Origin of the sequence: Bradyrhizobium sp. 17 (genome assembly GCF_023073515.1) — a bacterium.
GTDB lineage: Bacteria > Pseudomonadota > Alphaproteobacteria > Rhizobiales > Xanthobacteraceae > Bradyrhizobium > Bradyrhizobium canariense_D.
In genome coordinates this window covers 196,085-217,391 of record NZ_JADPJQ010000073.1, presented here as the reverse complement: position 1 = coordinate 217,391, position 21,307 = coordinate 196,085, and the positions used below count along the sequence as shown (strand labels likewise).

Sequence of the window (21,307 nt, the reverse complement as noted above, 5' to 3'; positions counted from 1 at the left end):
AATACTCCACTCTGGATTGACCTTTTGGTAACTTTCATTGCTTGCGAAATCCTTACTTCGGGACCCGCTTACCGAAATTTTAGGGAGTCATCCGGGGCCGAATTGGGCCGGGAACGTGGAACCGGTGTGGCGGGTATGAAGCAATTTGTAACCGGGCGAAGATGAACGGCCGCGCAACGGACAGGGTCTGCCGCCCCCACGTGGTCAACGACGGGCGTGGATGACGCCCGCTCTGTCCACATCACTGTCCGTCACATCAGCACCGGTGCATCCGGCAGCTCGTTGGGGTGCGGGCCGCTTGACGGAAAGTGCTTTGTCAGCTCCCGGGACACCGCCTCGATGCCGCCGATCACGCCGCGCTCGAACTGCCCCGACCTGAACTCGACTTCCATGGCGCGGCAGATGCTCTCCCAACGCTCGCCACCAACCTTCGCATCGATACCGCGGTCGGCGATGATCTCGACATCGCGGTCGGCGAGCAGGAGATAGATCAGGACACCATTGTTGTGCGCGGTGTCCCAGATGCGCAGTTGCGAGAACACGTCGAGCGCGCGCTCGCGCGCCGGCTGGTTGCGAAACAGCGGGCCGCCGTCGAGCGCGCCTTCCACCACGAAGCGGAGCTGGCCGGAATGGCTGGCTTCGCCGCGCTTGATCGCCTGCTCGATGCGGTCGAGCACGCCCTTCGGGAACACCTGCTTGGCACGCCAATGGTGCTGGAGCAGATGCCGGGTGATGCGCCTGATGCTCATGACCTACCAGCTCCCCGAGGCGCCGCCGCCGCCAAAACTGCCGCCACCACCGCTGAAGCCGCCGCTCGACGACGACCCGCTGCTCCAGCCGCCGGATGACGAGCCGCTCGACCACGAGCCACGACGCGAGGACCCCGTGCCCGATCCCGCCCCAAACAGATCGGCGATAAACGTCAGGACAGCGCCGAGCACACCGACGCCCAGTCCGATGACCGCTGAGCCGATCACGAACCAGGCGAGGACACCAACGATCGCTCCCGTTATTCCCGAACCGAACAGCCGCCCGAACATGGAGCGCAGGATGCCTCCGATGACCAGCGGGCCGAACAGCAGGAAGTAGAAAAGCGGCTCGACGTCGTTCCAATCGCCGAAATTCACGCTGCGCGAGGGCGTCGGCAGCGGCTCGCCGTCGATGACGCGGATCATGCGGTCGACGCCCGCCGTGATGCCGCCGGCGAAATCGCCGCTCCTGAATTTCGGCGTGATGGCTTCATCGATGATGCGCCGCGACGTGACGTCGGTGAGCGCGCCCTCGAGGCCGTAACCGACCTCGATGCGCAAATGCCGGTCGTTCTTGGCCACAACGAGGATGGCGCCGTCGTCGACCTTCTTGCGTCCGATCTTCCAGGCCTCCGCGACGCGGATCGCGAATTGCTCGATGGTCTCCGGGTCCGTCGTCGGCACGATCAGGACGGCGATCTGGCTGCCCTTGCGCATCTCGAAGTCCTGCAGCTTTTGCGACAGCGCGGCGATGTCGCCGCTGGAGAGCGTGCCCGTCTGATCGACCACGCGGCCGGTCAGTTGCGGCACGGCGACATCGGCTGAGGCGGGGAGCGCAAAGGTGAACAGGAGCGCGAAGACGAGGACGAATGCTGAGAAGCCCAAAACGGCACGCCACAACATCGTTGTCATCGCCCGCGAAGGCGGGCGATCCAGTATTCCAGAGGCAGCAGTGATTGAACCGTGAAGCCGCGGCGTACTGGATTCCCCGCTTTCGCGGGGAATGACGGTGGTGGGTGGGGCATGCATCGGGGTCGAAGGCACTTACTTCGACGGCGCGGGCGCCGGATTGAAATCGACCTTCGGCGCGGTCGAGATTTCCTTCTCGTTCCCGACCGTGAAGTTCGGCTTTTCCTTGTAGCCGAACATCATCGCCGTGACGTTGCTCGGGAACGAACGGATGGTGACGTTATAGTCCTGCACCGCCTTGATGTAGCGGTTGCGCGCCACCGTGATGCGGTTCTCGGTGCCTTCGAGCTGCGACATCAAATCCTTGAACAGCGCATCCGACTTGAGCTGGGGGTAGTTCTCGGTGACCACGAGCAGCCGCGACAGCGCGCCGGAGAGTTCGCCCTGGGCGGCCTGGAATTTCTGGAATGCGGCGGGATCGTTCAGCACCTCGGGCGTCGCCTGGATGCTGCCGACCTTGGCGCGGGCATTGGTGACGCCGAGCAGCACGTCCTTCTCCTGCTGCGCAAAACCCTTCACCGAGTTGACGAGGTTGGGCACGAGATCGGCGCGACGCTGATACTGGTTCACGACCTCGGACCAATTGGCCTTGATCTGCTCGTCCTCGCTCTGGATCGCGTTATAGCCGCAATTGGTGAGGCTCAACGAGGCCAGCGCCGCCAGCACGGTCAGGATCTTGCGCATCAAATTTCTCCCGGTGGAATCGGGCGCAAGCTACCAGATTGCGCGCGCGAGATGCCAGACATCTTGCGTCCCGGCCGTGGCCTGTGAAAAGCAGCCGATGTACGCAAGCCTCTTGCTTAATCCTGGCTGTAATAGTCAACTTGAGGGAACAATAATGCCAGGTCGGGAACGCCAGGGGAACGCGATGAGCTCGTTCGAGACCATCCTCGTGGAGAGGCCGGAGCCGGCGATTGCCCGGGTCGTGATGAACCGGCCCGACGCGCGCAACGCGCAGAACCTGCAAATGACCTACGATCTCAACGCCGCCTTCGACGAGGCGGTGCAGGACGACGCGGTCAAGGTGATCATTCTCGCCGGCAATGGTCCGCACTTCTCCTCAGGCCATGACCTGCGACCCGGCAGCAAGAATGAAGCGGGCGTGGATTTTCCGCCGATCGGAAATTGGGGCGGCTTCGCCGAAGCAAACGCCCATGGCCGCTTCGCGCGCGAGCAGGAGATCTATCTCCAGATCACCCGGCGCTGGCGCAACCTCGCCAAGCCGACCATTGCAGAGGTTCACGGCAAGTGCATCGCCGGCGGCCTGATGCTGGCCTGGGCCTGCGATCTCATCATCGCGAGTGACGATGCGCAGTTCTGCGATCCCGTGGTCACCATGGGTGTCTGCGGCGTCGAATGGTTCGTGCATCCCTGGGAGCTCGGCCCGCGCAAGGCCAAGGAATTTCTGTTCACGGCCGACGCATGGAGCGCGCAGGAGGCGCATCAACTCGGGATGGTCAACCGGGTCGTGCCGCGCGCAGAGCTGTCATCCGCCGTGCTGGCGCTGGCGCGCAAAATCGCGTCAAAACCGTCCTTTGCGCTGAAGCTGACCAAGGAAGCCGTGAATCGTTCGGTTGACGTGATGGGCCAACCGGCTGCAATCGACCAGGCCTTTGCGCTGCATCAGCTCTGTCACGCGCATAATCTTCAGGAATTCGGCATGATCGTCGATCCATCGGGCCTACACCCCTCCGTCCGCAAGCCGCCGGCCGCCGCGGAGTAGACAGGATGGATCTCAATCTCAGCGACGAGCAACGCCTGCTGCGCGAAAGCGCGGAGCGCTTCGTGGCCGAAAGCTACGATGCCGATCACCGCCGCAAGATGGCGAACGATCCGCTCGGCTTCAGTCCGGCGGTGTGGAAACAATTCGCAGAACTGGGCTGGCTGGCGCTGCCGATCGCGGAGGAATGTGGCGGGCTCGGCGGCAGCGCGGTCGAGATCGGCATTTTGATGGAAGCCTTCGGCCGCGGGCTTGTGTCGGAGCCGTATATCGCGTCGGTCGTGCTTGGCGCCGCGTTGATCGAGCGATGCGGCAGCATGGCGCAGAAGCAGGCCATCCTGCCGAAGATCGCGGACGGATCGTTGAAGCTCGCGCTCGCGCATTCCGAGCGCGCGGCGCGGTTCGATCTTGCCAAGGTCGCAACCACCGCCCACAGCACGGCGCAAGGCTGGCGCCTGGCCGGTCGCAAGATTGCCGTGCTCGATGGCCACGCCGCCGACGAGATCATCGTCTCCGCGCATATCCATGATCATCAGGGCTCCTCCGGCCGCATCGGCCTGTTCCTGGTGCCGGCGACAACTCCGAGTGTTGCGATCTCCGACTACGAGCGCCTCGGCGGCGGGCGGGCCTGCAACATCGAGCTGTCGGACGTGCAACTGCCGGAGGATGCCTTGCTCGGCAACGGGCATGACGCGCTGCCGGCAATCGAATGGGCTGTTGATCGCGCCATGGCTGCGCTTGGCGCCGAGGCCGTCGGCATCATGCAGGTACTGCTGGATACTACGCTGGAGTACACAAAAATCCGGAAGCAATTCGGCCGGCCGCTCGCCGCCAACCAGGTGATCCGCCACCGCCTTGCCGACATGGCGGTGCAGGTCGACGAAGCGCGCTCGATGGCGTTGCGCGCCGCGCTGAAGCTCGACGCCGATCCGGTCGAGCGCGCGCGGGCCGCGTCGGGCGCGAAGGCGAAGATCGGCAGATCTGCGCGCTTCGTCGGCGAGCAGTCGATCCAGCTTCACGGCGGCATGGGCGTCACCGAGGAGCTCGAGGTCGGCGCCTATTTCAAGCGGCTGGTCGCGTTCGACACGCTGTTCGGCGGCAGCGCCCACCATTATGGCCGCCACGCCCGGCTTGGCCGCGCCAGCGTACCGGCCTGATACAAGGAGCGCATCATGGACCTGTCGTTCAATGCCGAGGAGCGCGCCTTCCAGGACGAGGTGCGCGGCTTCATTGCCAGAAACCTCACCGAGGAGATGAAGCGCGCGACGGCGCTGACGCCGTCGGTGTTCTCCGATCCCGATATCGGCATGGCCTGGCAGCGCACGCTGCACAAGCAAGGCTGGGGCGCGCCGGGCTGGCCGGTCGAGCATGGCGGGCCGGATTGGACCCCGGCGCAGCGCTGGATCTTCGAGACTGAAAGCGCGCGGGCCGGCGTGCCCAATGTCAATGTGATGGGCGTGAAGATGGTCGGGCCCGTCATCATCGGCTTCGGCTCGCCCGAGCAGAAGAACTTCTACCTGCCGCGCATTCTGTCCGGTGAGGATTATTGGTGCCAAGGCTATTCCGAGCCGGGCTCCGGCTCCGATCTCTCCTCGCTGAAGACGCGCGCGGTGCGCGATGGCGACGACTACGTCATCAACGGCACCAAGATCTGGACCACGCATGCCCACCACGCCAACCGCATGTTCGCGCTGGTGCGCACCAGCGACGGGCCACGGCAGCAGGACGGCATCAGCTTCATCCTGATCGACATGAAGACACCGGGCATCACGACGCGTCCTATCCTCACCATCGGCGGCGACCACGAGGTTAACCAGGTATTCTTCGACGACGTGCGCGTTCCCGTGGCGAACCGCGTCGGCGAGGAAGGCAAGGGCTGGACCTACGGCAAGTATCTGCTCGAGTTCGAGCGCGGCTCCGGCATCGCCTCGGCGAAGCTGCGCGAGGGGCTGAAGGCGATCGCGGAGCTTGCCGAGTCCGATCTGACGGGCCGCGCGATCGACAGTCCCGACATCGCGACGCGCATCTCCGAAGTCGAGGTCGACATCGACGCGCTGGAGATGACCGAGCTGCGCGTGCTGTCGGCGCTGCAGACCGGACAGAATCCCGGTGCGGTGTCGTCGATCCTGAAGCTGCGCAACAGCGAGATCCGCCAGGCCGTGACCCGGCTCGGCGCCGACGTGATCGGCCATGACGCCCTCGCGGTCGAGCCGATGCGCCCGCTCTACAAGCTCAACCACGAGCCGGCGATGCCGGAGGAGATGCTGACGGTGATGCCGGAATATCTCAACGGCCGCGCCTATACGATCTTCGGCGGCACCTCGGAGATCCAGCGCGATATTATTGCGAAGATGATGTTGGGGATCTGAGGGGCACTGGCGCTACATTCTCACTGTCGTCCCGGTCTCACTGTCGTCCCGGCGAAGGCCGGGACGACGAGTTGGATTTGTGGCGACAGCCAGCACGACAATGGCCGCTAACCGCCCACCTTCGCATCCCGGATCGCCTGCCAGATCTTCTGCGGCGTCAGGGGCGTGTTGAGCTGGGTGATGCCGAGCTCGGCGAGCGCATCCATCACGCCGTTGGTGACGCAAGGGGGGCCACCGATGGCGCCGGATTCGCCGCAGCCCTTGGCGCCGAGCGGATTGGTGCGACAGGGCGCGGAATCGTCGAGCGTCACCACGATCGGCGGAACGTCGTCGGCGCGCGGGATGCAATAGTCCTGGTAGCTCGCCGTGAGCAGCTGGCCGTCGGCATCATAGGACACCCCCTCATACAGCGCCTGGCCGATACCCTGCGCCACGCCACCATGGATCTGGCCGGTGACCAGCATCGGGTTCACGGCGACACCGACGTCGTCCACGGTGGTGTAGCGCACGACCTTGGAGACGCCGGTCTCGGGATCGATCTCGACCTCGCAGATATGGGTGCCGTTCGGCCAGCTCGGACCATCGACCTCGCCTTCGGAATCGACGCTGAGCTTTGCGCCGCCTTCCTTCTCGGCCAGATCGAACAGGCTGATGCGGCGGTCGGTGCCGACCACGGTGAGCATGCCGCCCTGGTATTCGATGTCCTCGATCGAGGTCTCCAGCACGTTTGCCGCCTTCTCACGCGCCTTCTGAATCAGATCGTTGGAGGAGACAGCGACCGCCGTGCCGCCGACGAACAGCGAACGCGACCCGACGCTGCCGAAGCCCGTCGCCAGATCGGTGTCGCCCTGGACCACGTCGATCTTGTCCATGGCAATGCCGAGCGTGTCGGAGATCATCTGCGTGTAAGTGGTCTGCAGCCCCTGCCCCATCGCCATGGTGCCGGAATGCAGGACGACGCGGCCCTGCGCGGTCGCGTGCAGGCTGACCTTCTCGGTGTGGGCGCGGCCGCCGGTCCACTCGATATAGGAGGTGAGCCCGCGGCCGTAGAGCAGGCCCTTCTTCTTCGCCGCTTTCTTGCGCGCGGCAAAGCCGTCCCAATCCGCAAGCTTCACGGCGCGATCGAGCATGTGCGCGAAGGCGCCGGAATCGTAAACCTGCCCCGCAGCATTCGTATAGGGCAGTTGCGCCGGCTTGATGTAATTCGCTTTCCGGATCGCGCGCGGATCCATGCCGATTTTTCGTGCAGCCGCGTCGAACAGGCGCTCGACGATGAACACGGCCTCCGGGCGGCCCGCACCGCGATAAGCGCCGACCGGCGCGGTGTGGGTCATCACCGACTTCACCTCGAAATGTACCAGCGGCAAATCGTAGACGCCGGTCTGCACGAACGGCCCCAGCACCAGCGGGATGATGTTGGCCGCGCCTGAGGAATACGCGCCGGTGCAGCCGATCGAGCTGACGCGGTAGGCCAGCACCTTGCCCTTCTCGTCGAGCGCAAAGGAAGCTGTCGAGGTAAGATCGCGGCCGTGGGTGCCACCGACGAATTCGTCGGTGCGGTCGCCGCGCCAGCGGATCTTCCTGTTCAGCTTGGTTGCGGCATAGGCGACGATGCCGTCCTCGGGATAGAGGTTGGTCTTCTGGCCAAAGCCGCCGCCGATATCGCCGACCAGCACGCGAACGCTGTCCTTGGGACGCTTCAGCACGGCCTCGGCCAGCACGTCGCGGGTCGAGGCAGGCGTCTGCGACTGCACATGCAGCAGGAGACGGCCGGACGTCTTGTCGATCTCGGCAATGGTCGAGCGCGGCTCCATCGCCGAGGGCACCAGGCGCTGGCTGACGAGATCGAGCTCGACGGTATGCGCCGCCCTGGCAAAAGCCTCGTCCACCTTGGCGGCATCGCCGTAAGCCATCGCGCCGACGATGTTGTCGGGGGCCTCCGGCCACACCACGGGCGCGCCGGGCTTGACCGCCTCGACGGGATCGACCACCGCCGGCTGCACGTCATATTCGACCACGATCGCTTCGGCTGCGCTCTGCGCGTCGGCACGCGAGGAGGCCACCACGGCAGCCACGGCCTCGCCCGCATAGCGCACGATGTCGTGCGCCAGCAGACGGCGTGGCGGCACCGTCATCGGCTTGCCGTCGGGGCGCTTGAAGATGCTCAAGGTCGGGATAACGCCGATGTCGTCCTTGACGAGGTCGGCGCCGGTATAGACCGCGGTCACGCCGGGCATCGCCGTGGCGGCGCTGGTGTCGATCGAGACGATCTTCGCATGGGCATGCGGCGAGCGCAGCAGGTACAACCACAGCGCGCCATCTTCCGGCTTGTCGTCGATGAACTGCCCCTTCCCGGTGAGCAGTCGCTGGTCTTCCAAACGCTTGACGGGCTGCCCCGCTCCGAAACGCAAATTGCCGGGAAGAATGTTCATTCCACCATGTCCTTGAAACCCAGAAAACGACCGCGGGGGTTTTAGCCGATTTTGCGGTCGATACAACCGAGCCGCGGCACATCTGCATTGCGTGTCACGTCCGCTTTGGCCGCAGATTGCCGGGTCAGGAGCGCTCTATGTCGATGATGCCCACATTGATATCACGGGTGTCCGAATCCCGCTTTACCGTGAGGCGAACGGTCTTACCGGCACCGGCCTGCTCGAGCGCATCAGTCAGGTCGGAGAGCCGCCGCACCGGCTTGCCTTCCACCGCGGTGATGATGTCTCCGACCGTTCCAGTCGACAAGTTGACACCGCGAATCCCCGCCTGTTCCGCAGGGCTGCCGGGGGCTGTCCGGACCACGATCACCCCTTGGACGCCAAGCCGCGTCGACACATCCTCGCTGGCGGCGACGATGCCGATGCCGGGCGTCGGCACGCGGCCATTGCGAATAAGCTCGGGGACAATCCGGTTCACGACGTCCACCGGCACCGCGAAACCGATGCCTGCATTCGAGCCGGACGGCGATATGATCGCAGTCGTGACGCCGATCAGCCGGCCGGCGGAGTCCAGCAGCGGCCCGCCCGAATTGCCCGGGTTGATTGCGGCATCCGTCTGGATGACATTGGCAATCTCCCGGCCGCCATGGGTCGGAAGCCTCCGCTTGAGGGCACTGATGATGCCGCTCGTCATCGACTGATCTAGCCCGAAAGGATTGCCGATCGCAAACGCGGATTGCCCGACTTTCAGGTCGGTCGAGCTGCCGAGAGCCACCTGCGGTGGAAGCTCGCGCACGCTGCGGATCCGCAGGACCGCAAGATCGTAATTGGGGGCGGTGCCGATCAGATCAACCCGAGCCACCTCTCCCGACGCAAAGCGCACCGCGATCTCGCCGCCATTGGCCACGACATGGTTGTTCGTGACGAGATGCCCGTCGCGGTCCCAGACAAATCCCGTGCCGGAAGCGCCGCCCTGCCCCTCCTCTCCCATGACAGGAGTAGCGGCCGATCTCACCGCAACCTGGACAACCGAGGGCGACACTCGTTCGAAGATGTCGATGGTGGCCCTTTCGGCCTCGGACAGCGGACCACGTTGCTCGACGGCGCGCGCGGAGGGGGTTGTCCATGGCGCATGCTGGACCTTCACGGCAGTTACCACGAGCAGCAGGGCGGCAAAAGCCGCCGCAATGATTGCGTAGCGACGATTCATCAGTGATCACCGTGTCGTATGCTGAAGACGATCTCTCGAATGCACATGCCGGGAGGTGACAGAGCCAGCTCACGCAGCAACGTCGAAAATGAATGGAAGTTTCTCGAATCGGGCAGCTAAGGACGGTTCCGCTGCCCGTGCCGGGGCCCATTGCCGCGTGACAAACCGCTACGCCAGCTCCCGCAATGCCGCTTCTACGACCTTGCGCGCATCGGCGGTGAGAGCGGCCTGCGGCGGGACAGGATCGCCGACGTCGTACCCCTGGATGGCCAAGCCGGCCTTGATGCAGGCCGCCAGGTTGAAGCGGGCAAAAGCTTCGTTGATGCGCCACAGCCTGCGCTGGAGCGCCATCGCCTCGTCCCAGCGGCCGGCCTTGCAGAGGTCGTAGAGCGCGACGCTCTGGCGCGGAATGATGCAGGCGGGGCCCGCCATCCAGCCGAGGCCGCCGATCAGCATCACCGCGGCCGGGATATGGGCGGAGGCGGAGAACACCCGCAAGGCATCGCCGCAGCGGTTCATGATCGAGAGCAGCCGGCCGGTGTTGGTCGAGGCGTCCTTGATGTAGCCGATGCGCGGATGTTCGGCGAGGCGCGCGATGATTTCGAGGGTGAGATCGGAGCGCTGGAATTGCGGATTGGTATAGATGACGACGGGGATGTCCACGGCATCCGCGATGGCGCGGAAATAGGATTCGATCTGGGCGTCGGCGAGCGGGAAATACGCTTCCAGGATCGCCAGAATGCCGTCGGCGCCGAGCTTCTGATACGCCTTCGCCTGCGCCACCGCATCTGCCGTCGAGGTGGAGGCGACGCCCGCGACAACAGGCACACGTCCCCTTGCCGCCTCGATCGTGGTCTGCACGACCGCGGTGCGTTGGGCGGCGTTGAGATAGGCGAACTCGCCGGTCGAGCCGAGCGGGGTCAGACCGTGGACGCCCGCGCCGATCAGATCGTCGCAGAGCTTTGCGAGGACGTTCGTCCGCACCGCGCCATCGGCAGCGACGGGAGAGACGAGATAAGGGAAGACGCCGCGAAAATCGGACATGTCAGGTGTGAATCCCGGAAACTGGCTAGCGCCTGACGGTCTTACCAACGCTCGTGCCGGCGATCAAATCCTGATCAGCCGCACCCGCGTGCCCCAGGGATCGATCGCCTCAACGCCGTCCGCTAGCGCCGTGACTTTCGCGCCGCCCTTGCGCAGGCGCTCTTCCTGCGCGGCGAGCAGATCCTGCTTAGCTGTCACCAGCGAGAACCAGGCGAGCCCCGTTGCCTGATCGTCGCGTTGGCCGGCGCCCTGGCTCTGCCAGACGTTCATGCCGAGGTGATGATGGTAGCTCCCGACGACAGGAACGCGGCGCCGTTGCGGCTGCGGGTCGGGTCGAGTCCGATCGTGCCGTGGTAGAAATTCTGCGCCTGCGCGAGGTCGCCGACGCGCAGATGCATGTGGCCGATGCGCATTCCGTCCGGTGCCTTGGCATAATCAGGCACGCGCGTATTGGTCAGCGACAGCAGGTCGGGAATGTCGAGCTCGTCGGCCGCCATCTTCACGCTGCCTTCGCTCCACTGCCATTGCGAGGGATCGCGGTCGGCATAGACCTCGATGCCGTTGCCTTCGGGATCGTCGAGATAGACGGATTCGCTGACGAGATGATCGGCAAAGCCCGACAGCGGCACGCGATGCGAAGCGGCTGCTACCAGCCAGCGGGCCAAGTCCTTGCGGGTCGGCATCAGGAAGGCGGTGTGATAGAGGCCGGCGGCGTTGCGCGGCTCGATCTCGGCATCAGGACGGGCCTCCAGCACCAGCAGCGCGATGCCGGCCGTGCCGAGCTTGGCGGCGCGCGCCGAGCGTTCCATCACGGTGAGCCCGATCACGTCGCGTAGTAGTCCGCAACCTTGTCGAGATTTTTCACCCGGAGCGTCACCATGCCGACCCGCATCGGCGTGCGGCTGGCATAGGTCGGCCCGCCGCCCTGCGGTGTCCCCTCGGCGCGCGCTGCGCCCGCAGCCGCCATTGCGAGCGAGCTGGCGCCGGCGAGTTTAAGCAGGGTGCGGCGGGTAAGGTCGATGGTCATCAATCAGGGCTCGCAAAAAAGGCTTGAGGCCGTACGGCACAAAGTTGAGCCGATTGCTACACGTTCCCGTGAGCGGCTCCAATCACATGTTCGTCGGCCGTGGTCTTCCGGACCAGCTTCCCTGCTTATTTCCTGGCCATGCGGCCAGTTACGCGATCGCCCGCCACATCCCAGATTGAGGACAGCTTTACAGGAGCCTGCCATGACCGACTCAACTCCCCTGACTTCGCTGTCGTCCGCGCTCGCGGATATGGTGTCCCGCACCGCGCCGTCCGTCGTCGCCGTCCATTCGCATCGTTCCCGCGCCACCGGCTTGGTCTGGAAACCCGGCCTGATCGTCACCGCCGACGAGGCGCTGGCCGACGAGGGCGACGTCGAGATCGGCCTCCCCGACGGCAGCACCGCGGCCGCCACGATCGCCGGCCGCGACCATACGACGGATATCGCACTGCTGCGCGCCGATACGGCGATTGCCCCGGTCAAGCTGGCCACAATTGTGCCGCCCCTTGGCGCGTTGTCGGTCGTCGTCGCCACCAACCGCGATACGCCGAGCGCCGCGCTCGCGATGGTGTCGCAGTCCGGCAAGAGCTGGCGCTCCCTGCGCGGCGGCGACATCGACGCGCGGATCGAGCTCGACGTCCGCTTGCGCTCCAGCCAGCAGGGCGGCCTCGCGCTCGACGCATCGGGCGAAGCCTTCGGCATGGCCGTGCTCGGCCCGAGGCGTGTGCTGGTGATCCCGACAGCGACGATCGAGCGGGTCGCGGCCCAGTTAGAGGCGCGCGGCCGCATCGCACGCGGATATCTCGGCCTCGGGCTGCAGCCGGTCCGGCTCGACGACGGCGTCGGCGCGATGGTGATGAATGTCGACAAGGCCGGCCCTTCGGCGGCGGCCGGCATCCGCCAGGGCGACGTCATCGTCGCGGTCAACGACCAGAAGTTGTCCGGCGTGCGCGCGCTGTCGCGGACGCTGGGTCCGGCGAGCGTGGGCGCGGTGGTCGATATCGCGGCGCGCCGCGGCGGCGAGCCGGTCAGCTTCAAGGTCACGATCGGCGAGAGGCCGGCGGCGTGAGCGAGGACATCGCGCCCGAGATCGTGTTGGCTTTGGAGATCGACGATCCCGCCCTCGCCGATCGCCTGGCTGCTCTGCTCGGCAATATCGCCGGGCTTCGCCTCGCCGAACCCGGCGAGAAGGCCGCCGCGACGATTGTCACTCGCGATCCGCGCATCATGCCTGAGGACATTGCGCTGACGCAGCGTGAGCTCGACGTGCTGGCGTTGATGGCGGAAGGCGGCTCCAACAAGATGATCGCGCGTCAGCTCGGCATTTCCGTCCACACGGTGAAATTCCATGTCGGCTCGCTGCTCGACAAGCTCGACGCTACCGGCCGCACCGATGCGGTGGCACATGCGGCCCGCCGCGGCGTGATCGAGCTCTAGGTCGGGTGCGGCGGGAAGCTGAGCTGGACCGTCAGGCCCGGCGCGTTGTCGTGCAGGGCAATCTCGGCACCATGGAGGCGAGCGACCGCGGCGACCAGGCTTAAGCCAAGGCCGTTACCCGGGGTGTAGCGGCTCTGCTCGAGCCGGTAGAAGCGTTTGAACACGTGATCGCGCTGATCCGCCGGAATGCCCGGGCCGTCGTCGGCGATCGCGATCGTCGCACCGCCGTCGGTGCTGCTGCAGGTGACGGTCACCTGCCCGCCTTTGCAGCCGTGCTTGATCGCGTTGTCGACGAGATTGGCGATAGCGTCGAACAGCAGGTCGCGATCGCCAATAATCGCCACCTCGCGATCGCCGCCGAGGCTGAGCCGCGTCGCAACCTGTTCGGCGGCGGCATCGTAGAGCTCGACGACCTCGCCGGCGATTTCGGCGAGATTGAGGGTGCGAAACGCACTACGGCGGGCGCGGGTCTCGATCTCCGAGATGCGCGTGATGGAGGCGAACATGCCGAGCACGGCGTCGAGATCGGCGATGGTGTCACCGATCAGCGCCGCGTCGGCCTCGCCATTGCGCGAGGCGTGATAAGCCTTTTCCAGCCGACCCCGCATGCGCGTCAGCGGCGTACGCAAATCATGGGCGACGTTGTCGCTGACCTGCTTGACCTCTCCCATCAAAGTCTCGATGCGGTCGAGCATCTGGTTGAGGTTTTCGGCGACCCGGTCCCATTCGTCGTGACTGCCGCGCAAGGGAATGCGCTGGTCGAGGCCCGACATCATGATGGCGCGGCTGGTGGCGTTGATCTCCTCGATCCGCCCGACCGTGCGGCGCGTCACCAGCACCGCGGCGAGCCCGGCGAGCACCAGCATCAGCACGGCGACAGCGGCCATTGCGAGCTCGATCATCGCGGTGAAGCCGCTGTGGTCGCCGGCATCGCCGACACGGCTCTGCACATAGGCGATCGTGCCGAAATAGACATAGGCCATGATCGCCGCGACGATCAGCCCGAACGCCGCGATCGCGATCAGCGCAAGGCGGAAGGTCGAGGAGCGGAGCGTTTTAGCCAGGAGCACGGAGACAATATCCGATGCCGCGGATGGTGTGGATCAGCGGATAGGCCTGGGCATCATCGACCTTGCGACGGACGCGTCCGACATAGACGTCGATGATGTTGGTGGAGGGATCGAAATGCAGATCCCAGACATGCTGGAGCAGCATCGCACGCGAGACGACGCGGCCCTCGTTGCGGACCAGATATTCGAGTAATTGGAATTCCCGCGGCAACAGCGGAATCTTCCGGCCGCGGCGGCTCGCGCTGCGTGCGATCAGGTCGATGGCGAGATCGCCGACCCGCAGGATCGTCTCCTTGGCGACGGTGTCGCTGCGCCGGCCGAGTGCCTCCAGCCGCGCCAGCAATTCGGTGAAGGAGAACGGCTTGACGAGATAATCGTCGCCGCCGGCCCGCAAGCCGCGCACGCGGTCGTCGACCTCGCCAAGTGCGGAAATGATTAGGAACGGCGCGGCGATGCCGTCGTCGCGCAACTGGCGCATCACGCTGATGCCGTCGATGTCGGGCAGCATGCGGTCGATGGTGATCACGGCATAGTCGCGCGCGGCGCCGTGGCTGAGCGCTTCGCGCCCGGTGGCGGCGAGATCGACGTCGTAGCCGGAAGTCGTCAGCTCCTCGACGAGCTGGCCTGCGGTTTCCGCGTCGTCCTCGACGACCAGAATGCGGCGGTGAGCTCCGGTCATGACAAACTCCGCGCGACGATCGCCACCAGACTATCCCGTTCCGGGGCTGAGCGGAACCGTCCGATGACGATCGCGCAATGGTGCGGTACGGCGATGCTAGTACCAAGAGTCTCCGCACACATTGACCCATTGCCACCCATAGGGCGTCAAGCTCCTGCGCCAGCAGCCGTCATAGTAGCCGGCATAGATGAAAGGTGCTCCGAAGAAGAAGCGATGGTGGTGCCGGAAGAAGGCGTGGCGGCCGATGAAGGGCCTGCCGTGCCAGCCGGAGCCAGCGAAGCGCGGCCCGATCGCCGCATGCGCGAAACGTGCACCGCCAAAGCCCGGGCCGCCGAAACGGGCGCCGCCCATGCCGCCGACGTGCATACCACCGAAGCCACCGGTGTGCATGCCGCCGCCGAAGCCTCCCGTGTGCATGCCGCCGCCACCGAAATGCCCACCACCGCCGAATCCGCCATGACCGCCACCGCCACCGCCACCCCCTCTGGCAAGCACCGGTGAAGCGAGCGCCATCACCGCTGCGATCGTCACCGCGGTGAGGCCTTTGAGAATCCTGTTGTCCATCGAAGCATCCTCCGTGCTGCGCGACAATATTCTGCCGCGCGAGGAGGATCAGATGAGAGAAAGGGACAGGCGCCTTCAACTTACAAACGCGCCAGATTCTGACGCGGAAGTTAGGGAGACGCTGCTCTCTCACTCCCTCGCCCCGTTCTTGCGGGGGGTGGGGTGAGAGCGGGGAGAGGTTAGAAGCTACGCCCGCTTGCCGCCGTTTTTCTCGGCCGCGCGGCGCAGCGCTTCGGCGAGCGCACCGCCGCCGGAAGACTCCTGCTGGCGCGGGGCCGACGACGTCATGCGGGACGGGTTGCGTGAGCTGTTATCCCGCTGCATGCCGGGCGCGTCCTTCTTGGCGCCGACCTCGTCGTCAAGCCGTAGTGTCAACGAGATACGCTTGCGCGCGACCTCGAAGTCCAGCACCTTCACTTTGACGATGTCGCCGGGCTTCACCACTTCACGCGGATCCTTGATGTAGGTCTTGGACATCGCCGAGATGTGCACGAGGCCGTCCTGGTGCACGCCGATATCGACGAAGGCGCCGAACGCCGCGACGTTGGTTACGGTGCCCTCGAGGATCATGCCCTTCTTGAGGTGCTTGATCTCCTCGACGCCGTCCATGAACACAGCTGCCTTGAAGGCCGGACGCGGGTCGCGACCGGGCTTCTCGAGCTCGCGCAGGATGTCGGTGACGGTCGGCAGACCAAACGTCTCGTCCACGAAGTCTTTCGGCTTCAGCGTGCGAACGATGTCGCTGCTGCCGATCAGCGCCTTGATGTCGCTCTTGGTGGCGCTGAGAATCCGGCGCACCACCGGATAGGCTTCCGGATGCACACCGGAGGCGTCGAGCGGGTCCTCGCCGCCGAGGATGCGCAGGAAGCCCGCGCACTGCTCGAACGCCTTGGGGCCGAGCCGCGGCACGTCCTTCAACGCCTTGCGCGACTTGAACGGCCCGTTGGCGTCGCGGTGTGCCACGATGCTCGAGGCGAGGCCGGAGCCGACGCCCGACACGCGCGCGAGCAGCGGAGCGGACGCGGTGTTGACGTCGACGCCGACGGCGTTCACGCAGTCTTCGACCACGGCGTCGAGGGATTTGGCGAGCTTGGCCTGGCCGAGGTCGTGCTGGTACTGGCCGACGCCGATCGCCTTGGGTTCGATCTTGACGAGCTCGGCGAGCGGATCCTGGAGCCGCCGCGCGATTGACACCGCGCCGCGCAGGGTGACGTCGAGGCCCGGCAACTCCTCCGAGGCGAACGCCGAGGCCGAATAAACCGACGCGCCGGCTTCCGACACCACGATCTTGGTCATCTTCAAGTCGGGCAGGCCCTTGACGAGGTCGGCCGCGAGTTTGTCGGTCTCGCGCGAGGCGGTGCCGTTGCCGATCGCGATCAGCTCGACACGATGTTTCAGCGCGAGCTTGCCGAGGATCGCAAGCGCCTCGTTCCACTGCCGCTGCGGCTCGTGCGGATAGATCACGGCGGTATCCACCACCTTGCCGGTCGCGTCGGTGACGGCGACCTTGACCCCGGTGCGGAAGCCGGGATCGAGACCCATGGTGACGCGGGTCCCGGCGGGCGCCGCGAGCAGCAAGTCGCGCAGGTTCGAGGCGAACACGCGCACGGCCTCTGTCTCGGCCGCATTCCACAGCCGCATGCGCAGGTCGATGTTGAGATGCACCTGGATCTTGGTGCGCCAGGCCCAGCGCACGGTATCGATCATCCAGCGGTCGCCGGCGCGCTTAAGGTCGGCGATGCCGAACCGCTTCATGATCTTCAGCTCATACACACTCGGCACGCCCGGGGGCGATGGTTCGGCCTCGGCCTGGATCTGGAGATCGAGGATTTCTTCTTTCTCGCCGCGGAACATTGCGAGGATTCGGTGCGAGGGCAGCTTCGTCAGCGGCTCGGAGAACTCGAAATAGTCGGCAAACTTTTCGCCCTCGGTTTTCTTGCCGTCGCGCACCTTGGAGGTCATGCGCGCATTGGTCCACACCTCCTCACGAAGCGCACCGATCAGGTCGGCGTCTTCGTCGAAACGCTCGACCAGGATGGCGCGGGCGCCGTCGAGTGCCGCAGCGGCATCGGCAACGCCCTTCTCGGCATTGACGAAGGCTTCGGCGACCACCTTCGGATCGTTGGTGGGCTCGGCCATGAGCTGATTGGCGAGCGGCTCGAGGCCGGCTTCCTTGGCGATCTCGGCCTTGGTGCGGCGCTTCGGCTTGAACGGCAGATAGATGTCTTCGAGGCGCGCCTTGCTGTCGGCGGCGAGAATGGAGGCTTCCAGCGCCGCATCGAGCTTGCCCTGCTCGCGGACCGATTCGAGGATGGCCTTGCGGCGGTCCTCGAGCTCGCGCAGGTAACCCAGGCGCTCCTCCAGCGTGCGCAATTGTGCGTCGTCGAGCGCACCGGTCGCTTCCTTGCGGTAGCGGGCGATGAAGGGAACCGTGGCGCCGCCGTCGAGCAGCGCCACTGTCGCCTCGACCTGCTCCGCCCGAACCCCAAGCTCCTGCGCAATTTTCTGGTTGATATTTACCACGCGAGAACCCCTCTATCCAAGCACGCATCGCGGAGGCGAACCACCGGCTGCGGGACGCCGCTTATGGACCAATCGGGGTTGATTCATCAAGGTGCGGCGGACGACCGTCGACAAGGGATTTTTTGTCGAAGCGATGCGATCTCGCCACAATCGTGGGTGCTACGCAGACGGCGCACGTCCTGCTGTCGTCCTGGCTTTCGCCAGGACGACGACGGGGATTGCCTCGACACCTTGACAGGCGCCCCGGTTCAGCGGCTGTTTTGTCTGCCGGACTCCTGAACTTCATGTGAGGATTATAATGCGGACGACATCGGTCGGCGTCTTCAAGGTCGCCACCAGAGGCCCCGGCGACGTCTCCGGATTGATGAGCATGATCGGCTCCGGCGCGATCGATCCGGCATCCATCCTGGCGATCCTCGGCAAGACCGAAGGCAATGGCGGCGTCAATGACTTCACCCGGGAATATGCCGTTGCCGCGCTGTGCACGGCGCTGGCGCCGCAGCTCGGGCTGTCGCCGCAGGAGGTCGAGCAACGCATCGCTTTCGTGATGTCGGGCGGCACCGAGGGCGTGCTCAGCCCGCACATCACGGTGTTCACGCGCCAGGACATTCTACAGCGCCCGGCAGGCCTCTCCGGCAAGCGCCTGAGCATCGGCATGGCGTACACGCGGGATTTTCTCCCTGAAGAGCTCGGCCGCTCCGCTCAGATCACGGAGACAGCCAAGGCCGTGAAGGCCGCGATGGCGGATGCCGGGATCGCCGATCCCGCCGACGTCCATTTCGTGCAGATCAAATGCCCGCTGCTCACCAGCGAGCGCGTCGAAGCGGCGAATGCGCGCGGTCACAAGACAGCGACGACCAGCGCCTACAGTTCGATGGCCTATGCGCGCGGCGCTTCCGCGCTCGGCGTTGCGGTCGCGCTCGGCGAGATCGCAACCGGCGTCGTTCGTGATGAGGACGTGCTGCGACGCTACGATCTGTTCTCGAACGTCGCCTCGACCTCGTCCGGGATCGAGCTCATGCATAACGTCGTCATCGTGCTCGGCAATTCGATGTCCTCGACGAGCGAATTCGAGATCGGGCATGCCGTGATGAGCGATGCGATCGACGCCGCCGCGGTGCTTGCGGCGCTGGAGAGCGTTGGGCTCCGTGCCGGGCAACAGACGACGACCGGCAGCAAGCTTGTCAACATCTTCGCTAAGGCCGAGGCCTCCCCTGATGGCAGCGTGCGCGGCTTCCGCCACACCATGCTCGAAGATACCGATATCAGCTCGACACGCCACGCCCGGGCTGCCGTTGGCGGGTTGATTGCCGGCCTCGCCGGCACTGGTGCGGTCTACGTCTCCGGCGGCGCCGAGCATCAGGGCCCAGCCGGCGGCGGGCCGGTCGCGGTGATCGCAAAGTTCTCCAATTGATGCGCGCGCATGCAATTCGGGATTACCTCTCCATCCGGCGCAACCCTGCCCTTCGCGCCGCTCAGTTGATTAAAGTGTTCCTGTGCGAAACTAAGGTGGCGCCGCACGAAGAGGTTTGGATCGCATGACTTTCCCGATGAGCTGGAACGAATGGGCGCAGCACGACGGCGTGGGGCTGGCCGCGCGCGTCCGCAAGGGCGAGCTCACGGCAAAGGAGTTGGCGCGCCAGGCCGCCGCGGGCGTTGCCAAGGTCAATCCGGCACTGTCGGGCGTGGTCGAGCTGTTCGATGACGTGATCGCCGATCCGGCTAAGGACGGCGCCAATCTCGCCGGCCCATTCGCAGGCCTTCCCTTCCTGATGAAGGACCTCGGCCCGACCATGAAGGGGCGGCTCCAGGAGATGGGCTCGCTGTTAATGCGCGGCAATCGCGCCAGCGCCGACACGTTCCTGACCGGCAAATTCCGCCAGGCCGGACTGAACCTGATCGGACGCACCACGACACCGGAGTTCGGCGTCTGCAGCTCGGCCGACAATCCGGCCGTCTATGTCACGCGCAATCCCTGGGACACCGACTACACCACCTGCGGCTCGTCGGCCGGGAGCGCCGCAATGGTCGCGGCCGGCGTGGTGCCGATCGCACACGCGACTGACGGCGGCGGCTCGATCCGCATTCCCGCCGGCGTCAACGGCAATGTCGGCTTGAAAGTCTCGCGCGGCGTGTTCTCGCTCGCACCGCACATGTCCGATCTCACCGGCCTCGTCTCGATCCAGGGCTGCCAGTCGCGCTCGGTGCGCGACACCGCCGCCTTCGTCGACCATGCAAGGGGAGCGGCGCCCGGCGAATTCATGCCGTTCTGGACCACGGCGCAGCCTTATTCCGAGATGATCAAGCGCGACCCGTCAAAGCTTCGTATCGCGCTGTCGCACAGCTGGGGCGACTACACCGCGACGCCCGAGATCGCGGCCGAGCTGGCGAAGGCCGGCCGCTTCCTCGAAGGCCTCGGCCATCACGTCGACTACGCCCTGCCCGAAATCGACTTCCGCGCCGCGTTCGAGGCGCAGACCACCTGCTACATCTCGAATTTTGCCGTGGTGATCTCCAACATGCTCGCCGCGCGCGGACTGGAACGGCCGCCGGAAGATCTCATCGAACCCATGAATATCCGGATCTGGGAAGCCGGCCGGCATACGAGCTTCGCCGAGCGGGCGAAGATGCAAGGCGTGTTCAACACGACCTCGCGCGCCTTCGGCGCCTTCTTCGAGCAGTGGGACGTGATCTTGACCCCGATCACGGCGCTGCCGACGCCGAAGGTCGGCACCCGGGAATATCTCACCATCTCCGACAACCCCGACGTGCTCGACTGGTTCGGCAATCTTTGGCGCTTCTTCGCCTTCACGCCGCTCGCCAATCTCTGCGGCATGCCGGCGATCTCGATGCCGATGGCCACGCAGGACCACGGCCTGCCGCTGGGCATCCAGGCGATTGCGAAGCAGGCCAATGACGGCCTCCTGCTGCAACTCGCCGCCCAGATCGAGCGCGCGCTCGACGGCAAGTGGAACGACGGCAGGAAGCCGAAGGTGCATGTGAGCTGAGCGAGTTGATCGCATTAACTTGCGATCCGCGAACGGCCTCAGTTCTTCACCGAGGGAATTTCCTCCGGCCGGGGCTGCTGCTGGCCCTGCCGGTACATTGCCAGCGCCTTTTCGAGCGCTTCGCGCAGAGCCAGCGCCGCGGCCACGCTGCAACGCAGATGCGCGGTCTGGACCACATCAACCCTGACGGCGGCGCCGACCGGCATCAGAAGGTTCGCCGCAAGCTCGATTTGAATCGCGCCGTTGTGGTGGCCGAAGCAGGATGCACCGTCGAAATAGATGATCGGCGCCCGCTCCGAGCTCGATGTCGAAATGATGACGGGCCCCTGGCTGGTGACGGGCGTTTCGGGATCGGCCATGGGCACTCCTTACGGCTGGTCGAACGAACGAGGCGCCCACCATCGTTGCTTCGGCCCGCCCTGTCGAGGCCAAACCGCCCCCGGCACCCACCGTGGGACGCGCATTCGGGGTTTTGCGCCGCGCCCGCCACTGGTCTAGAACGTCCT

At 65.5% G+C, this 21,307-nt stretch carries 18 protein-coding genes and 1 pseudogene; 7 read left to right on the top strand and 12 right to left on the bottom strand.

What is annotated here, in order from left to right:
- Window positions 1-251 precede the first annotated feature (251 nt).
- From IVB13_RS14845 to IVB13_RS14835, 3 genes are all read right to left on the bottom strand, one after another.
- A complete protein-coding gene (locus IVB13_RS14845) occupies window positions 252-749 on the bottom strand; it encodes a TPM domain-containing protein (protein ID WP_085349574.1) in 498 nt (165 codons plus the stop codon).
- A 3-nt stretch (window positions 750-752) separates the two neighbouring features.
- Window positions 753-1,661: a YgcG family protein gene (locus IVB13_RS14840; protein WP_085349575.1), complete on the bottom strand. Its 909-nt coding sequence runs from the start codon at window positions 1,659-1,661 to the stop codon at window positions 753-755.
- A 132-nt stretch (window positions 1,662-1,793) separates the two neighbouring features.
- Complete coding sequence (locus IVB13_RS14835; protein ID WP_007596535.1) at window positions 1,794-2,402, bottom strand: LemA family protein; 609 nt, start codon at window positions 2,400-2,402, stop codon at window positions 1,794-1,796.
- Window positions 2,403-2,586: 184 nt separating this feature from the next.
- Between IVB13_RS14835 and IVB13_RS14830 the strand changes: the two genes are divergently transcribed.
- Genes IVB13_RS14830 through IVB13_RS14820 form a run of 3 tightly spaced genes read left to right on the top strand, consistent with a single transcriptional unit; the run spans window position 2,587 to window position 5,807 of the window.
- Window positions 2,587-3,441 carry an enoyl-CoA hydratase gene (locus tag IVB13_RS14830; protein WP_018453664.1) on the top strand — a complete coding sequence of 285 codons (855 nt, stop codon included), beginning with the start codon at window positions 2,587-2,589 and terminating at the stop codon, window positions 3,439-3,441.
- 5 nt (window positions 3,442-3,446) lie between these two features.
- Entirely contained in the window at window positions 3,447-4,595 is a 1,149-nt protein-coding gene (locus IVB13_RS14825; protein WP_247489372.1) for an acyl-CoA dehydrogenase, read from the top strand.
- 15 nt (window positions 4,596-4,610) lie between these two features.
- Window positions 4,611-5,807, top strand: coding sequence for an acyl-CoA dehydrogenase family protein (locus IVB13_RS14820; protein ID WP_247489370.1), 1,197 nt, complete (start codon window positions 4,611-4,613; stop codon window positions 5,805-5,807).
- Window positions 5,808-5,914: 107 nt separating this feature from the next.
- Here the strand turns inward: IVB13_RS14820 and IVB13_RS14815 are convergent, their stop codons facing one another.
- The 4 genes and pseudogenes from IVB13_RS14815 to IVB13_RS14800 all read right to left on the bottom strand — a co-directional run bounded on the left by IVB13_RS14815 (window position 5,915) and on the right by IVB13_RS14800 (window position 11,520).
- Complete coding sequence (locus IVB13_RS14815) at window positions 5,915-8,239, bottom strand: xanthine dehydrogenase family protein molybdopterin-binding subunit (RefSeq protein WP_247489369.1); 2,325 nt, start codon at window positions 8,237-8,239, stop codon at window positions 5,915-5,917.
- Between the two features lie 124 nt (window positions 8,240-8,363).
- Window positions 8,364-9,449 carry a trypsin-like peptidase domain-containing protein gene (locus IVB13_RS14810; RefSeq protein WP_018453660.1) on the bottom strand — a complete coding sequence of 362 codons (1,086 nt, stop codon included), beginning with the start codon at window positions 9,447-9,449 and terminating at the stop codon, window positions 8,364-8,366.
- Between the two features lie 168 nt (window positions 9,450-9,617).
- Window positions 9,618-10,493 (bottom strand): dihydrodipicolinate synthase family protein, encoded by an 876-nt coding sequence (locus IVB13_RS14805; RefSeq protein WP_018453659.1) that lies wholly within the window; start codon window positions 10,491-10,493, stop codon window positions 9,618-9,620.
- 63 nt (window positions 10,494-10,556) lie between these two features.
- Window positions 10,557-11,520 (bottom strand): annotated as a pseudogene (locus IVB13_RS14800) (VOC family protein).
- Between the two features lie 202 nt (window positions 11,521-11,722).
- Here IVB13_RS14800 and IVB13_RS14795 point away from each other — a divergent pair.
- Window positions 11,723-12,589 carry a S1C family serine protease gene (locus tag IVB13_RS14795; protein ID WP_247489366.1) on the top strand — a complete coding sequence of 289 codons (867 nt, stop codon included), beginning with the start codon at window positions 11,723-11,725 and terminating at the stop codon, window positions 12,587-12,589.
- On the top strand, window positions 12,586-12,957 hold the full coding sequence (locus tag IVB13_RS14790; RefSeq protein ID WP_007614569.1) for a helix-turn-helix transcriptional regulator: 372 nt from the start codon (window positions 12,586-12,588) through the stop codon (window positions 12,955-12,957). The genes IVB13_RS14795 and IVB13_RS14790 overlap by 4 nt, the downstream gene beginning before the upstream one ends.
- Here IVB13_RS14790 and IVB13_RS14785 read toward each other — a convergent pair.
- The 4 genes from IVB13_RS14785 to IVB13_RS14770 all read right to left on the bottom strand — a co-directional run bounded on the left by IVB13_RS14785 (window position 12,954) and on the right by IVB13_RS14770 (window position 17,793).
- Window positions 12,954-14,027 (bottom strand): HAMP domain-containing sensor histidine kinase, encoded by a 1,074-nt coding sequence (locus IVB13_RS14785; protein ID WP_018453655.1) that lies wholly within the window; start codon window positions 14,025-14,027, stop codon window positions 12,954-12,956. The two genes, IVB13_RS14790 and IVB13_RS14785, sit on opposite strands and share 4 nt — an antisense overlap.
- Window positions 14,014-14,706: a response regulator transcription factor gene (locus IVB13_RS14780; protein ID WP_018453654.1), complete on the bottom strand. Its 693-nt coding sequence runs from the start codon at window positions 14,704-14,706 to the stop codon at window positions 14,014-14,016. Before IVB13_RS14780 ends, IVB13_RS14785 begins: the two co-directional genes overlap by 14 nt.
- A 96-nt stretch (window positions 14,707-14,802) precedes the next feature.
- The gene (locus IVB13_RS14775; protein ID WP_247489364.1) at window positions 14,803-15,270 is read right to left on the bottom strand and encodes a hypothetical protein; all 468 of its coding nucleotides are present in this window, start codon (window positions 15,268-15,270) and stop codon (window positions 14,803-14,805) included.
- A 186-nt stretch (window positions 15,271-15,456) separates the two neighbouring features.
- On the bottom strand, window positions 15,457-17,793 hold the full coding sequence (locus tag IVB13_RS14770; RefSeq protein WP_018453652.1) for a Tex family protein: 2,337 nt from the start codon (window positions 17,791-17,793) through the stop codon (window positions 15,457-15,459).
- Between the two features lie 298 nt (window positions 17,794-18,091).
- Here IVB13_RS14770 and IVB13_RS14765 point away from each other — a divergent pair, with 298 nt between their 5' ends.
- Window positions 18,092-19,207, top strand: coding sequence for a ring-opening amidohydrolase (locus IVB13_RS14765; protein ID WP_247489362.1), 1,116 nt, complete (start codon window positions 18,092-18,094; stop codon window positions 19,205-19,207).
- 124 nt (window positions 19,208-19,331) lie between these two features.
- Window positions 19,332-20,801: an amidase gene (locus tag IVB13_RS14760; RefSeq protein ID WP_247489361.1), complete on the top strand. Its 1,470-nt coding sequence runs from the start codon at window positions 19,332-19,334 to the stop codon at window positions 20,799-20,801.
- A 38-nt stretch (window positions 20,802-20,839) separates the two neighbouring features.
- Here the strand turns inward: IVB13_RS14760 and IVB13_RS14755 are convergent, their stop codons facing one another.
- On the bottom strand, window positions 20,840-21,160 hold the full coding sequence (locus IVB13_RS14755; RefSeq protein WP_247489359.1) for a hypothetical protein: 321 nt from the start codon (window positions 21,158-21,160) through the stop codon (window positions 20,840-20,842).
- Window positions 21,161-21,307: the final 147 nt, after the last annotated feature.

Excerpts from the sequence above, each read along its gene's own strand:
- IVB13_RS14825 (WP_247489372.1), top strand. The coding sequence starts at position 3,447 with ATGGATCTCAATCTCAGCGACGAGCAACGCCTGCTGCGCGAAAGCGCG.
- IVB13_RS14840 (WP_085349575.1), bottom strand. The coding sequence starts at position 1,661 with ATGACAACGATGTTGTGGCGTGCCGTTTTGGGCTTCTCAGCATTCGTC.
- IVB13_RS14835 (WP_007596535.1), bottom strand. The coding sequence starts at position 2,402 with ATGCGCAAGATCCTGACCGTGCTGGCGGCGCTGGCCTCGTTGAGCCTC.
- IVB13_RS14760 (WP_247489361.1), top strand. The coding sequence starts at position 19,332 with ATGACTTTCCCGATGAGCTGGAACGAATGGGCGCAGCACGACGGCGTG.
- IVB13_RS14805 (WP_018453659.1), bottom strand. The coding sequence starts at position 10,493 with ATGTCCGATTTTCGCGGCGTCTTCCCTTATCTCGTCTCTCCCGTCGCT.
- IVB13_RS14755 (WP_247489359.1), bottom strand. The coding sequence starts at position 21,160 with ATGGCCGATCCCGAAACGCCCGTCACCAGCCAGGGGCCCGTCATCATT.
- IVB13_RS14795 (WP_247489366.1), top strand. The coding sequence starts at position 11,723 with ATGACCGACTCAACTCCCCTGACTTCGCTGTCGTCCGCGCTCGCGGAT.
- IVB13_RS14810 (WP_018453660.1), bottom strand. The coding sequence starts at position 9,449 with ATGAATCGTCGCTACGCAATCATTGCGGCGGCTTTTGCCGCCCTGCTG.
- IVB13_RS14845 (WP_085349574.1), bottom strand. The coding sequence starts at position 749 with ATGAGCATCAGGCGCATCACCCGGCATCTGCTCCAGCACCATTGGCGT.
- IVB13_RS14830 (WP_018453664.1), top strand. The coding sequence starts at position 2,587 with ATGAGCTCGTTCGAGACCATCCTCGTGGAGAGGCCGGAGCCGGCGATT.
- IVB13_RS14775 (WP_247489364.1), bottom strand. The coding sequence starts at position 15,270 with ATGGACAACAGGATTCTCAAAGGCCTCACCGCGGTGACGATCGCAGCG.
- IVB13_RS14765 (WP_247489362.1), top strand. The coding sequence starts at position 18,092 with ATGCGGACGACATCGGTCGGCGTCTTCAAGGTCGCCACCAGAGGCCCC.
- IVB13_RS14815 (WP_247489369.1), bottom strand. The coding sequence starts at position 8,239 with ATGAACATTCTTCCCGGCAATTTGCGTTTCGGAGCGGGGCAGCCCGTC.
- IVB13_RS14820 (WP_247489370.1), top strand. The coding sequence starts at position 4,611 with ATGGACCTGTCGTTCAATGCCGAGGAGCGCGCCTTCCAGGACGAGGTG.
- IVB13_RS14780 (WP_018453654.1), bottom strand. The coding sequence starts at position 14,706 with ATGACCGGAGCTCACCGCCGCATTCTGGTCGTCGAGGACGACGCGGAA.